Origin of the sequence: Heliomicrobium modesticaldum Ice1, from assembly GCF_000019165.1 — a bacterium.
In the GTDB taxonomy this organism is placed as follows: Bacteria; Bacillota; Desulfitobacteriia; order Heliobacteriales; family Heliobacteriaceae; genus Heliomicrobium; species Heliomicrobium modesticaldum.
In genome coordinates this window covers 399,503-413,568 of record NC_010337.2, presented here as the reverse complement: position 1 = coordinate 413,568, position 14,066 = coordinate 399,503, and the positions used below count along the sequence as shown (strand labels likewise).

The 14,066-nt window shown below is 56.6% G+C and carries 12 protein-coding genes and 1 pseudogene; 11 read left to right on the top strand and 2 right to left on the bottom strand.

The window, feature by feature from the left end; genetic code table 11:
- Positions 1 to 2: 2 nt before the first annotated feature.
- From sdhB to HM1_RS01845, 10 genes and pseudogenes are all read left to right on the top strand, one after another.
- Complete coding sequence (gene sdhB, locus HM1_RS01885) at positions 3 to 749, top strand: succinate dehydrogenase iron-sulfur subunit (RefSeq protein ID WP_012281560.1); 747 nt, start codon at positions 3 to 5, stop codon at positions 747 to 749.
- Positions 750 to 1,035: 286 nt separating this feature from the next.
- On the top strand, positions 1,036 to 2,163 hold the full coding sequence (gene sucC, locus HM1_RS01880) for an ADP-forming succinate--CoA ligase subunit beta (protein ID WP_012281559.1): 1,128 nt from the start codon (positions 1,036 to 1,038) through the stop codon (positions 2,161 to 2,163).
- Positions 2,164 to 2,165: 2 nt separating this feature from the next.
- On the top strand, positions 2,166 to 3,035 hold the full coding sequence (sucD, locus tag HM1_RS01875) for a succinate--CoA ligase subunit alpha (RefSeq protein ID WP_012281558.1): 870 nt from the start codon (positions 2,166 to 2,168) through the stop codon (positions 3,033 to 3,035).
- A 138-nt stretch (positions 3,036 to 3,173) separates the two neighbouring features.
- Positions 3,174 to 4,847, top strand: a complete 1,674-nt coding sequence (locus HM1_RS01870; RefSeq protein ID WP_012281557.1) for an acyl-CoA mutase large subunit family protein — start codon at positions 3,174 to 3,176, stop codon at positions 4,845 to 4,847.
- A gap of 21 nt (positions 4,848 to 4,868) precedes the next feature.
- Positions 4,869 to 5,255, top strand: a pseudogene (locus HM1_RS15905) (cobalamin B12-binding domain-containing protein); the annotation flags it as partial.
- Positions 5,235 to 5,693 carry a methylmalonyl-CoA epimerase gene (gene mce, locus HM1_RS15900; RefSeq protein ID WP_335324181.1) on the top strand — a complete coding sequence of 153 codons (459 nt, stop codon included), beginning with the start codon at positions 5,235 to 5,237 and terminating at the stop codon, positions 5,691 to 5,693. The pseudogene HM1_RS15905 and the gene mce, both read left to right, overlap by 21 nt.
- Positions 5,694 to 5,812: 119 nt before the next feature.
- On the top strand, positions 5,813 to 7,348 hold the full coding sequence (locus tag HM1_RS01860) for an acyl-CoA carboxylase subunit beta (protein ID WP_012281555.1): 1,536 nt from the start codon (positions 5,813 to 5,815) through the stop codon (positions 7,346 to 7,348).
- 48 nt (positions 7,349 to 7,396) lie between these two features.
- The gene (locus HM1_RS16500) at positions 7,397 to 8,092 is read left to right on the top strand and encodes a biotin/lipoyl-containing protein (protein WP_335324171.1); all 696 of its coding nucleotides are present in this window, start codon (positions 7,397 to 7,399) and stop codon (positions 8,090 to 8,092) included.
- 49 nt (positions 8,093 to 8,141) lie between these two features.
- Positions 8,142 to 9,551 (top strand): pyruvate carboxylase subunit B, encoded by a 1,410-nt coding sequence (locus HM1_RS01850; protein WP_012281553.1) that lies wholly within the window; start codon positions 8,142 to 8,144, stop codon positions 9,549 to 9,551.
- A 249-nt stretch (positions 9,552 to 9,800) separates the two neighbouring features.
- Entirely contained in the window at positions 9,801 to 9,980 is a 180-nt protein-coding gene (locus tag HM1_RS01845) for a (2Fe-2S)-binding protein (RefSeq protein WP_012281551.1), read from the top strand.
- A gap of 130 nt (positions 9,981 to 10,110) precedes the next feature.
- On the opposite strand, the gene ltrA is transcribed toward HM1_RS01845, so the two are convergent.
- Both ltrA and HM1_RS01835 read right to left on the bottom strand, forming a co-directional pair.
- Complete coding sequence (gene ltrA, locus HM1_RS01840; RefSeq protein ID WP_012281204.1) at positions 10,111 to 11,538, bottom strand: group II intron reverse transcriptase/maturase; 1,428 nt, start codon at positions 11,536 to 11,538, stop codon at positions 10,111 to 10,113.
- 433 nt (positions 11,539 to 11,971) lie between these two features.
- A complete protein-coding gene (locus HM1_RS01835; RefSeq protein ID WP_012281550.1) occupies positions 11,972 to 12,277 on the bottom strand; it encodes a zinc-ribbon domain containing protein in 306 nt (101 codons plus the stop codon).
- Between the two features lie 828 nt (positions 12,278 to 13,105).
- On the opposite strand from HM1_RS01835, the gene HM1_RS01830 reads away from it, so the two are divergent.
- Positions 13,106 to 13,585 carry a hypothetical protein gene (locus tag HM1_RS01830; RefSeq protein ID WP_041313093.1) on the top strand — a complete coding sequence of 160 codons (480 nt, stop codon included), beginning with the start codon at positions 13,106 to 13,108 and terminating at the stop codon, positions 13,583 to 13,585.
- Positions 13,586 to 14,066: the final 481 nt, after the last annotated feature.

The window sequence follows — 14,066 nt, the reverse complement described above, 5'->3', positions numbered from 1 at the left end:
TCATGGCCGAAACGATTCGTTTGCGTGTAAAACGGCAAGACGGTCCGAACGGGACCCCGCGTTGGGAAGAGTTCGCCATTCCGTACCGGAAAAATCTCAACGTGATCGCCATGTTGCAGGACATTCAGAAAAATCCCGTGCTGGCCAACGGTCAGAAGACGACCCCTGTCGTCTTTGAGTGCAACTGCCTGGAAGAAGTCTGCGGCGCTTGTAGCATGATCGTCAACGGCAAACCCCGTCAAGCCTGCTCGGCTCTGGTGGACCAACTGAGCCAGCCCATCACCCTGGAGCCGCTCTCCAAGTTCCCTCTGATCCGCGACCTGCAGGTCGACCGGACCCGGATGTTCGAGAGCCTGAAAAAGGTGAAGGCTTGGATCGACATCGACGGCACCTATGACCTGGGCGCCGGCCCTCGCATGGCCCCGCGCGACCAGGAGTGGGCCTATCCACTCTCCCGTTGCATGACCTGCGGTTGCTGCGCCGAGTCCTGCCCCAACTACAACCAGAAGTCGGCCTTCATCGGGCCGGCGGCCATCTCTCAGGTCCGTCTCTTCAATGCTCACCCCACCGGCGAGATGCAGTCCCATGAACGCCTTGACGCCGTCATGGGCCCGGGCGGCATCACCGACTGCGGCAACGCCCAGAACTGTGTCCGCGTCTGCCCGAAAGAGATCCCCCTGACCACATCCATCGCCGACATCGGCCGGCAGACGGTGTTCCGCTGGATCGATCGGGCGCTGCGCTCGTAATCGCTATAGACGCTGATTCGCAAAGTCCCTTCTGCTTCGCTTGTTATAAAATGACCTAGCTGGGGCGGGGTCCCCGGCTAGGTCTTCCACCGCCCCGATAGGGGTTGTCTACATAAATCCTTCAGACAGTGCATCGCAGCAACGACCGCCGCTTCATCTCTACCACCAGTCACCGCAATGCCATTGTCCACTGTCGATTTGTTAAAATACCTTTCCGTCTACAGGTAAGGGTTGGCCCCGAAAGGGTTAACATATCAACAGCGAACAAGGAGGGCATTGAAAAACAGTGAAGTGCTTCGAGTTCATGGGGAAAGAAATCTTCGCGCGCTTTGGCATCCCGGTTCCCCGGGGCCGCATGGTTCTGACGCCGGAAGATGCGGCGCAAGCGGCGGCGGAGATCGGTAAGCCTGTCGTCATCAAGTCCCAAGTCCTTTCCGGCAAGCGGGGCAAAGCCGGCGGCATCAAATTTGCTGACACCCCGGAAGAAGCTGCGCAAGCGGCGGCGGAAGTGCTGTCCATGACGGTCCAGGGTCTGCCGGTCCGGCGTGTTCTCGTCGAAGAAAAACTGAAGATCGACGCTGAACTCTATGTGGCCATCACCATCGACGGCGCCGCCAAAGCGCCTGTCGTGATCGCCTCGGCCAAGGGCGGCATGGATATTGAGGAGCAGGACGAAGCGGACATCGTCAAAACCCATCTGGACGTCTTTTTAGGCCTACCGGCCTTTCTTGCCAGGGATGTGGCGAGAAAAATTGGTCTCCGCGGCAATCTTGCCAAGGAGTTTTCTGACATACTGTCGAAAATGTATTGTATCCTCAATCACAAGGATGCAGAACTGGTCGAGATCAACCCGCTTGTCGTCTCCGGTGACCATCTGATCGCCGCAGACGCCAAACTGACTATCGATGACAGCGCCCTCTATCGCCAGAAGGACATCCCCTTCGTCGATGAAGACATGACGGAAGTGGAAAAGATGGCCAAGGCGGCCGGGGTCGGCTCTTTCGTCGAACTGGGCGGCGACATCGCCATCATGGCCAACGGCGCCGGCATCACCATGGGCACCCTGGACATGATTCAACTCTTTGGCGGCCGTCCGGCCAACTTCATGGACGCCGGCGGCGGAACGGGCGTAGAAGGCACGGCCAAGGCGATCAGCATCCTCCTGGCTCAAAATCCCAAGGTCATATTCATCAACATATTTGGCGGGATCACCCGCTGTGATGACGTCGCCAATGCCCTGGCGCAGGTAAAGCGGGATATGGGCATCCCCGTCCCGGTCGTCGTCCGCATGGTCGGCACCAACGAGGAAGCAGGTGTTCGCATCCTGAAGGAAGTCGGTATCGACGCCTATCGGGATATGAAGACGGCCGCGCAAATGGCCGTTGCGCTTGCAAAACGCGGGGAGGGGGCGTAGTCATGGCGATCCTGGTCAATGCGGCATCGAATGTACTTATTCAGGGGATCACGGGCAAACAGGGAAGCTTCCACTTCAAGCAGATGCGGGCCTTCGGGACCAACGTCGTCGCCGGCGTCGCGCCGGGGAAGGGCGGCAACCTCTTTGAGGGCGTGCCCCTCTACGAGACGGTCCAAGAAGCCTGCGAACATCACCGCATCGACGCAACGGTGCTGTTCATTCCGGCGGCCTTCTGCAAAGATGCGGCCCTGGAAGCCATCGAAGCGGGCATCAAAGTCATCGTCATCATCACTGAACATATCCCGGTGCAGGATGAGTTGATCATCGTCAATCGGGCCAAACTGAAGGAAGCAGTCATCATCGGACCGAACACCTTCGGCATGGCCTCTTGGAAATGCAAGCTGGGCATCCTCCCTAACGTCGCCTTCTCCCCGGGGCCGGTCGGCGTCGTGGCCCGTTCAGGAACGTTGACCTATGAGATCGTCGGCTCCTTGACGAATGTCGGCATCGGCCAGACCAGTGTCGTCGGTCTCGGCGGAGACCGCGTCCCGGGTTCATCATTTGTGGATATGCTCAAGCGGTTTGAGGTCGACCCAGACACCAAGTGTGTCGTCCTGGTGGGCGAGATCGGCGGCAACGCCGAGGAAGAGGCGGCCGAGTTTATCAAGACCATGAGCAAGCCTGTCGTCGCATACCTGGCCGGGAAGAGCGCTCCTCCGGGCAAGCGGATGGGCCATGCGGGCGCGATCATCGAGCGCGGCAAGGGCACTTACGAAGGAAAAGTGAAGGCTCTGACCGCCGCCGGCGCGCAAGTGGCCACCTTCCCCTACGAAGTCGTAGAAAAAGTCCAGACGCTGCTCGGCCGTCCCTGAATGAGATAACCCCGGCGCCGCCGCATTGCGCGGCGGCCCGGGAATCCCATCGATCAGGCGGTCAGGAAACATGTGATCTACGGGCGAGAAGGGCACCGCACCATTCGTTCCCAAGTTCGAAAGGAGGTTCATCGGTTCGTGTTTGATTCGGAAAAAGTCGCACAAGTCAGTGAAGCAAAAGCAAAGTGGCAGGAGAACTCGCTGGGCAAGGTCCTGAAAAAGGCCCCCGAACGCCGGTCCGAGTTTGTCACCGATTCCGGTATCACCATGAACACCCTCTACACCCCCGATGACGTAGCTGATCTCGACTACGCCCGTGATCTCGGGTTCCCCGGAGAGTATCCCTATACCCGCGGGGTGCAGCCGAACATGTACCGCGGCCGTCACTGGACCATGCGCCAGTACGCCGGTTTCGGCACTGCCGAGCAGTCGAACGAGCGCTTCCGCTATCTGTTGGAGCAGGGCCAGACCGGTCTTTCCTGCGCCTTTGACCTGCCCACCCAGATCGGCTATGACTCGGACGACCCCCTCTCCCAGGGTGAGATCGGCAAAGTCGGCGTCGCCATCGACACCATGGCCGACATGGAGATCCTCTTCGACAAGATCCCCCTCGACAAGGTCTCTACATCGATGACCATCAACGCCCCTGCTGCGGTGTTGCTGGCCATGTACATCGCCGTCGCTGAAAAGCAGGGCGTCAGCCCCGACAAGCTCACCGGCACCATCCAGAACGATATCCTCAAAGAGTACATCGCCCGCGGCACTTACATCTTCCCCCCGGCGCCGTCGATGCGCCTGATCACCGATATTTTTGCCTTCTGTGCCGAGAAGGTGCCCAACTGGAATACCATCTCCATCTCGGGCTACCATATCCGTGAAGCCGGCTCCAGCGCCGCTCAAGAGATCGCCTTCACCCTGGCCGACGGCATCGCCTATGTCCAGGCTGCCATCAACGCCGGCCTGGATGTGGACAAGTTCGCGCCCCGCCTCTCCTTCTTCTTTAACGCCCACCTGAATTTCTTCGAAGAGATCGCCAAGTTCCGGGCGGCTCGCCGCCTCTGGGCTAAGATCATGAGGGAGCGCTTCGGCGCCAAGAACCCCCGTTCCTGGGCGTTCCGTGTGCACACCCAGACGGCCGGTTCCACCCTTACGGCCCAACAGCCCAACGTCAATATCATACGCGTCGCCTACCAGGCGCTCATGGCCGTGCTCGGCGGCACCCAGTCGCTGCACACCAACTCCAAGGACGAAGCCCTGGCGCTGCCCAACGAGGAGTCGGTGCTCATCGCGTTGCGGACCCAGCAGGTCATCGGCTATGAGATCGGCGCCGCCGATGTGGTCGATCCCTTGGGTGGATCCTACTACGTCGAATCCCTCACCAACCAACTCGAAGCCAAGGCGAAAGAATACATCCAGAAGATCGACGAACTGGGCGGAGCCCCCAACGCCATCGAATACATGCAGCGTGAGATCCAGGCCAGCGCCTACCGTTACCAAAAGGGCGTCGAGTCCGGCGAAAACGTCGTCATCGGTGTCAATAAGTTCCAGATGAAGGAAGAGCCGCCCAAAGGCTTGCTCAAAGTCGACCCGGCCCTCGGCGAAGCCCAGAAGGCTAAGCTGAAGAAGGTCAAAGAATCCCGCGACAATGTGGCTGTGCAAAACGCCCTGGCCCGCGTCAGAGCGGCCGCTGAAGGCAATGAGAACATGATGCCTGTCATCATCGATGCTGTGAAGGTTTACGCCTCCTTGGGCGAAATCTGCGGTGTCATGCGGGAAGTCTTCGGCGAATATCGTCAACAAATCATTTTCTAAGCGGGGAGGGTCGATCGTACCATGGAAAAGAAACCGATTCGCGTAGTAGTTGCCAAACCGGGCCTTGACGGCCACGACCGCGGCGCCAAGGTCGTCGCCCAAGCGCTCCGGGATGCCGGCATGGAAGTCATCTACACCGGCCTGCGCCAGACGCCGGCCCAGATCGTTGAAGTCGCCATTCAGGAAGACGCCCAAGTCGTTGCCCTGAGCTCGCTCTCCGGCGCCCACAGCGCCCTCTTCCCGCAGGTGGTGGAAGGCCTCCGCGCCCAGGGGCTGAAGGATGTCCTCGTTCTCGGCGGCGGCGTCATCCCTGATGACGACATCCCCTTCCTGAAGGAAGCGGGCGTCGCGGAAATCTTCACCCCCGGCACGGACACGCGGGACATCGTGGCTTATATCGAAGAGCACTTTTACGGCCCTAAAAAAAAGCCTGAAATCCTGCACATCGACCACGTCGGCATCGCGGTGAAGGACCTGAAGGCGGCCATCGCCTTCTATGAGAACGTCATCGGCATCAAGTGCACCGCCATCGAAGAGGTACCTGAGCAGAAGGTTCGCGTCGCCTTCCTGCCTTCGGGTGACGCTGAGGTGGAACTCCTCGAATCGACCGATCCGGAGGGCCCCATCGCCAAGTTCATCGCCAAGAACGGCGAAGGCATCCAGCACGTGGCCTACCGCGTCGACGACCTGGAAGCCAAACTGGAAGAACTGAAGAAGGCCGGCGTTCCTCTCATCGACCAAAAACCGCGGCGCGGCGCCGGCGGCGCTGACATCGCTTTCCTCCATCCGAAAGGGACCTTCGGCCACCTGGTTGAACTCTGCCAACGTCCCGGCAAACTGAAGTAACACCGGCGCCTCTACACCACTGCTCCTGCTGTGACTGGCGATCGCCGCATGGAGCGGGAAAAAGAGCACAACATCCTTTCACAAAAACAGGCGTATGAAGATTGGGAGGGATCATTCCCTTGAACATGGAAGAACGTTTGGCCCAGTTGGCAAAATACCGTGAGAAGATCACCCAGGGCGGCGGCCCCAAGCGGATCGCGAAACAGCACGAGTCCGGCAAGATGACCGCCCGCGAGCGCATCGAGGCCCTGCTCGACCCCGGTTCCTTCGTAGAACTCGGCGTATTTGTCGGCGAAAGCAACTTTGACAAGCTGGAAAATCCCGGCGAAGGCGTCGTTGTCGGCTACGGCACCGTAGAGGGCCGTGTGGTCTATATCTACGCCCAGGACTTTACCGTTTCCGGCGGTTCCCTCTCGAAGGCCCATGCTGACAAGATCGTCAAGGTCATGGACCTGGCGCTGAAAAACGGTGCTCCTTGCATCGGTTTGAACGACTCCGGCGGTGCGCGGATTCAACAAGGCGTTGACGCTCTGGAAGGATATGGCAGCATCTTCTACCGCAACACGCTCTCTTCCGGCGTCATTCCCCAGATCTCGGCCATCCTCGGCCCCTGCGCCGGCGGCGCCGTGTACTCTCCCGCCCTCACCGATTTCATCTTCATGGTCAACGGCATCTCCCGCATGTTCATCACCGGCCCGCAGGTCATCAAGGCCGTCACCGGCGAGGACGTGTCACCGGAGGCCCTCGGCGGCGCCCTCACCCACAACCAGAAGTCCGGCGTGGCGCACTTCATGGCCGACAGCGAACTGGAATGCTTCGAACAGATTCGCACCTTGCTCTCCTACCTGCCCTCCAACAACATGGAAGAGCCCCCGGTTGTCGATCCGGCCGAGCCCGAGTTCGATCCGGAAGAACTGCTCACCATCATCCCCCCCAACCCCAACCAGGGCTATGACGTCCGCGACGTGTTGGTGCGCATTCTCGACGCTGGCTCTTTCTTCGAAGTGCAGCCCCTCTTCGCGCCCAACGGCATCACCGCCTTTGGCCGCTTGAACGGCAAAGTGGTCGGCATCCTGGCCAACCAACCGAAGGTCCTTGCCGGTTGCCTTGACATCGACGTATCGGATAAACTGGCCCGCTTCGTCCGCTTCTGCAACGCCTTCAACATCCCCCTGCTGACCTTTGAAGACGTGCCCGGCTTCCTGCCCGGTACCAATCAGGAGTACGGCGGCATCATCCGGCACGGCGCCAAGATGCTCTACGCTTACTCGGAAGCGACCGTTCCCAAGATCACCATCATCCTGCGCAAGGCCTATGGTGGGGCCTACCTGGCCATGTGCGGCAAGCCCCTCGGCTGTGACGCCGCCTTTGCCTGGCCGACAGCTGAGATCGCCGTGATGGGTCCCGATGGCGCCGCCAACATCATCTACCGCAAGGAGATCGAAGGGGCGGAAGATCCCATCGCCATGCGCAAGCAGATGGTCGAAAAGTACCGGGAAGAAGTCTCCAATCCGTTTATCGCTTGCGCCCGCGGTTATGTGGAAGACATTCTCGACCCGCGGGAAACCCGCAGCCGCCTGATCGCCACCTTGGATGCCTTGGCCACCAAGCGCGAAAGTCGGCCGCGTAAGAAAAACGGAAACATCCCGGTCTAAAGTCCTGGGGGTGTCGCCCCCCTTTGGAAAGGGGTTGGGTAACGAAACATGCTAAATCGTGACCGCAAACGTCGTCGCCAAGCGGCCATCGCTGCCGTCATGTCGGCCATCGGTTATCAGATGGCCAGCATCAAGCGGCGGGGAAGAGTGACAGGCGGACAAAGCTTCGCCCGCTCGGCCTGGACCGGACGGACAGATTGGAAGACCATGGGTCTTGCCGATGCCTTGGGGCAGAGGGATTCGGATACCCCAGTTGAGGAGATTGCCAGGCAAATCGCTGCCCGAATGCCTGACAGCGGGAGGGAAATTTTCGTGAAGAGATTCAAAGTCCGTGTCGACAACCAGATGTTCTATGTAGAAGTCGAAGAAATCCCCGGTGAAGGCGCCATGACCGCTGCCGCGCCGGCCCCCGTAGCTCGGACTGCCGCTCCGGTTGCCCCCAAAGCCGCTGCGGCCGTTGCGCCCCAAGCCGCCGCTGCCGCTCCGGCGCCCAAGGCTGCGCCGAAAGCCGCCGCTCCCGCCCCTGCCGGCGGTGGTGGAATTACCGCGCCCATGCCGGGCACCATCCTGGACGTTCGCAAAAACGTCGGCGATGTGGTCAAGGCTGGTGACACTGTCCTCATCCTCGAAGCCATGAAGATGGAAAACGAAATCCAGGCGGACCACGCGGGCACCATCCAAGAGATCCGCGTGAAGAAGGGCCAAGCGGTCAACGCCGGCGAGGTTCTGGTCGTCATTGGCTAACCGTAAACGAGGAACGTCGACCCAGACGAAGGGCAGGAAGGAGTCGAACATGGAAAAACGGGTTATCAAGTTTACCGACACCACGCTTCGCGACAGCCACCAATCCCTGCTGGCTACCCGGATGAAAATCGAAGACATGCTGCCGATTCTCGAAAAAATTGACGCGATCGGTTACCACTCCATCGAATGCTGGGGTGGCGCCACCTTCGATACGACCATGCGCTTCCTGAACGAAGATCCCTGGGAACGTCTCTGGACCATCAAGAAATACTGCAAGACTCCCACGCAGATGCTGCTGCGGGGTCAGAACTGCGTCGGCTACAAGCACTACGCTGACGACGTTCTGGAAGCCTTCATCAAGTACGCCTGCGAAGGCGGTATGGACATCTTCCGGATCTTTGACGCCTTGAACGACGTGCGGAACATGGAAAAGGCGATGGAGTACACCAAGAAGTACGGCGGCCACGTGCAAGGCGTGCTCTGCTATACCATCAGTGATTTCCACACCACCAAGTATTACGTCGATATGGCGAAGAAACTGGTCGAGCGGGGTGCCGACTCTATCTGCATCAAGGATATGGCCGGCATCCTCACCCCCGGCGCTGCTTACGAGCTTGTCAAAGAGGTCAAGGCGGCTGTCGGTCTGCCGCTCCAGTTGCATACTCACTACACCTCCGGCATGGGCGGCATGATGTACCTGAAGGCGATCGAAGCCGGTTGCGACATCATCGACACGGCGATCTCTTCGCTGGCTCTATCTACCTCGCAACCTGCCTGCGAAACGATGGTGGCCACCCTGGAGAGCCTCGGCTACAAAACCAACATGGATCTGCTGAAGCTCAAAGAGATCGCCGACTACTTCAAGGAAGTCCGCAAGAAGTACAGAGAGTTCGACCTCACCGATGGCACGCCTGACACGAACGTGCTCGTCTACCAGGTCCCCGGCGGCATGATCTCCAACTTCCTCTCTCAGCTTGCCCAGCAGAATGCCCTGCACAAGCTGCCTGATGTGTTGGCGGAAGTGCCCCGCGTCCGGGAAGACTTCGGTTACCCGCCGCTCGTCACCCCTTCCAGCCAGATCGTCGGTTCCCAGGCGGCTCTCAACGTCCTGCTCGGCGAGCGGTACAAGATGGCCACCAACGAGGTCAAGCAGTACATGCGCGGTTTCTACGGCCAGCCCCCTGCGCCGGTCAACGAAGAAGTCCGCAAGAAGATCGTTGGCAACGACGAGGTCATCCATTGCCGCCCGGCCGACCTCATCCCCCCCGGGATGGAAGAAGCCAAGAAAGCCGTCGCCTCGGTCATGCAGAAGGAGCAGGATGTCGTCACCTACGCCATCTTCCCGAACGTGGCGCTGCCCTTCTTGGAAGAGCGCCTGGCCAAACAAACCCAAGTGGACTTCAAGCTCGCTAAGGAAGGCGTCGATGACGAAGGCAAGGTTGTCACGTACCCTGCCTGAGTAAGCGCTAAAAATGACTTTTACTAACATGGGACAGAGGCTTGAATCGCGCAAAAACCGCCGGTGAAATTCCGGCGGTTTTTGCATTTGACGAGGAAGTCCAGCAAAATACGATCAGATGTTCTGTTCTTACCGCTAAAGAAGATAGCAATCAGGCCTTTGAATACCTGCATAACTTGGCCGCATATGGTATAATTATCTTGGCAAAAAGCTATGTGTACAAGCTTTGTCTGATGAGGAGGTGCGAAAATGGACGCCGGTAAAATTGTTTGCGGATGCAAAAAGGTCACTTACGGCGATTTGCAAGCTGCTATCGCCAAGGGGGCCAAATCCTTTGAGGAAGTACAGTCTGCCACGAAGGTGAGCACTGGTTGCAAAAAGTGTACAGATCATGTGAAATCGATAGTGAGCGACCTGTTGGCTCGATAGCGGCAATTGATACAGTCTTCATCGGTTTGACAGGTGGCAGCCCTGCAGAGGAAAGATGTAATCGAGTAGGAGGGGGTGATTAACCCCCGTCCTCTCACACCACCGTACGTACCGTTCGGTATACGGCGGTTCATGCTGGTTGACGATGAGATTGGTATGTTTCGACTAAACTGACTAAGCCCTGTTCCCGCCAGTAGGCGAGGCCAAGGGCTTTATTCATTTGCGGGGTCAAGGACAGACGCCAATATCCTTTTCGTGAGCCGCTGATGTTGCATGCCCATTCCTCCGGGATCCCCAACGCCACTAAGTTTCGTCTTCGTGTCTTCGGGCGCTTCCATTGCTTGAGTAGGCACATCCGCAGTCGTCGGCGAAGCCACTCATCCAACTCTTTAAGTACGCTTGGCGTGTCAATGAGTCGAAAGTAGCCCATCCAGCCTTTCAGGTATTGGTTGAGGGTGACCAGTCGGTCCTCCATCGCAATGCTTCGGTTCCGCCCAGTGAACTGGCGGATCTTCTCTTTCACCCGTTTCACCGTTTGGGGGGCGAGCCGAATCTTTGCTGCCTTATGCCACGTAAATGAAAACCCCAGAAACTTTCGGTTCCAGGGTCGGTCGACTGCGCTTTTCTCCCAGTTGACCTGCAGTTTTAACCGCCCCTCCAGAAACTTTGCCATACCCTCCATCACTCGTTGCCCTGCCCGTCGACTGCGGACGTAGACGTTACAGTCGTCGGCGTACCGGCAGAAGCGATGTCCCCGGCTTTCCAGTGCCTTATCCAAATCATCCAGGATGATGTTCGCCAGCAAAGGGCTGAGTGGACCTCCCTGGGGTGTTCCTTCCTCGCTCTTCACACGAATCCCGTTGAGCATGACCCCGGCCTTGAGGTATTCTCGGATCAACTTCAAGATTCGTTTGTCCTTCACCTTGCGCGCTACGCGCGCCATGAGAATGTCGTGATTGACGCGATCAAAGAACTGGGCCAGGTCCATGTCAACCACCCATCGGTAGCCGTCGGCGATGTATTCCTTCGCTTTCTTCACCGCTTGGTGCGCACTCTTTCCCGGACGAAATCCGTAGCTGTTCGTGGAAAAGTCAGGGTCGAAGATCGGCATCAGGATCTGGTTCAGGGCCTGTTGGATCAGTCGATCGACGACAGTGGGAATGCCCAGCTTCCGTGTTCCGCCTTGGGGTTTGGGAATTTCAACCCGCCGGACCGGTTGCGGTCGATAGGTCCCCTCCAACAATTCCTGTTTAATGCGCGACCATTCCTCTTTTAGGTACGGGCGCAGGGATTCTAGCCCCATACCGTCGATTCCGGCCGCGCCTTTGTTGGCCATGACTCGCTTATACGCTTCCGTCATGTTCCCTCGTTCGACGACTTTCTCCATCAGGTCATACGTCTCTTCACGGGGTTGCTTCGCTTCTTGTGCCGGTAACGCGCTCGGCACTCCACCGGTCCCCTGCGGATTCACCGCTTCCTCCCGTTGGCAGTTCCCTTTCGGGATATTCGGCTGTCTCTGCGCGTCACGCGAACGCATCGTCGCTTCCCCTTCCATCATGTTCGGTCCTTCATCTGGCCGGACGTCGGGCCAGCCTACTATGACCTCTGCTGACTCCTGCCGGTTCAGCCACGCCTTTCGGCGTGGTTTCCCAAGTTACTTGGTCCCCCGGCAGGCCTCCCCGGGTAAGAACGTTGCCTTTCCCTCCATCTACCCGCCCCATTTACTCTCGGCAGCCTTCGGTGACAAGGACTTCGCTTTGTTCGGCAAGCTCATCCAACTGCCGCTAGCCTCACCTGGGGTTCGTGGTCCTCGGGCCGGAGGTTTGCCGCTGGCTTCCTTCAGATTCCGCCTCGCGGCGGACACCCTTGCCTTAAGCTAACGCCTACTGCCACCTTCGGCGTTCGGGACTTCCACCCTAGAGACAACGCCCATGCCGGGCGCACCAAAAAAAGTCCCGCCTTCTTGGCGGGACTTGCGTATCTAGTGAAGTTTACCAGCGATTGCTGCGGGGTTGGGGTTGGAAACAATCGCGGCAGTAGACGGGCTTATCGCCGCGGGGCTGGAAGGGGACGGTGGTCTCCTTGCCGCAGGAAGAGCAAGTGACGGGGTACATTTCGCGCTCTTGGCGATAGCCGCCGCGGCTGTTGTTGTTTTGGGCTTTGCGCGCGGCGCGGCACTGGGGGCAGCGGCCAGGTTCGTTGGTGAAGCCTTTTTCCGCATAGAACTCTTGTTCAGAGGCATTGAACTCGAACTCGCAGCCACACTCTTTGCAGGTTAACACTTTGTCTTGAAACATAAAAAAACCCTCCTCAGCATTTGCCCTGTCTAGGGATATCCGTCAAACCTCCCTAGCCACAGGCAATCGAGAAGAGTTAGCGTTTCACCGTATCAGGACTTGTGTATAGTATACCCTAATGTTTAGACATTTACAAGAGCCTTTCTAAAAAACAGTTTACCGACAAAATCGGCAATTCACAGGAACGAAAAAAGCAGGAAAACAGCGAAGGAAGCAGAAAAGCCGTCTCATGCGAAAAAATACGCAGGAGGCGGCTTCTTCATCGTTTTGGGCAGCACAGGGTACCGAGTTTGACGGCTCACCGTACCCATGCTGCAAATCTGAAATTAGCCGGCCTAGACCGGCAGATTTTTACGGATGAAGCCATCCGTACGATTGCGCAATAGGCCAAGGGCATCCCGCGCGCAGGGTAAACAACATTTGTCGCTACGCCTTGATTACCGCCATGGAAGCCGATCCGTCAACCATCGATAAACATGCGGTCACAAGAGGGCTGGAAGAAGCTTTGCTATAAGTGACACGACCGTGGGCAGTGAGCAATGAAAAAGGAATTGCCGCCAGGCAAAATGATGAACCCATGAATTGTTGCCGTCAGTGGCGGCTGTTTTACCCCGGGTCTCCCTTATCCTTCTGGTTCATACCCCCCCTAGTGGTAATTTCTTGCAGGGGAATCATAAATTTAAAATTTTACAATTGACTGAATATATAAAATGTATTAAAATTTTCCCTGAAAAACTTTTCCGAAAGAATACAACAGGATGCCCGGGACAGCCCATTAATAAACTGCCTAGAAAATATTACCTGTTAATAAGAAAGGAATGAATTAAATTGAAAAAATGGTCTATAAGTATTGTTGGTATTTCTTTAGTGTGTCTATTAATAACGGGAGTTGCTACTGCGAAACCTCAAGAATTCAAATGGGGAACTGCATCTAAAGAGTCAATACAGGAAAAGGATAATAAAATTAATTTAGTTCACAAAGAAATGGAAAAAAAGTTTGAAAACAAACTAAATGGAAATAAGTTTAAAAAAATTAAAATGTTAACTGCTTCAGATTATTGTGATGAAGGAATTAGCCCAGCAGAAGAGGCTTTTTTCGACACAGCGATCAGTGCTGCTTTAGAGTTGGGAGCGGCTAAAACCGGAGATTATGTTATAGGATGGCTGGATAAAAATGAAGATAGAAAAATCTATTTAGGGTTCTATAATGACTATTCCCATGATTACAGACTGGTTGAGATTACAGCGCTTAGCACAAATTATTTGCAGAACGAAATGAAGATAACAAATATATTTAATCTTGACTAAAGTAGGGGATATTTGAAATGAAATTGAAAAATGGAGTAAAATCACTGTTGCTTTTAATCATTTTAGGTACAATTTTTATCAGCCCCGCATATGCGTTAAATCAACATAGTTCGTATTTAGGTCCTAATTCTAGTTATACTGAAGCATCTTACGCATCGTCTACATTCTTGGATTTGTAATTGAGATTATCTAGTACGCGTAAAATAAACCCCACCTTGTCGCCAGGGTGGGGTTTGACTTATGAGTCGCCGGAAAGAAGTCTCGCCTTCCAATTTGAGGCTGCCACATCCGGGCGAACCTGCATGACAAGAATCGGAATGGAACTGTTGGAAGAGGTCCTATCACGAGGAAATATGATGCGAGTCGCTCATACGGGCGTATCTCGAATCGGGGGTCATGGTCAACGGCATCTGAATGGCTACGGATGAAGTGGCTCTGCCGGGAACCAATTGGCAATGAATGGAATATATGTGTATTGTAA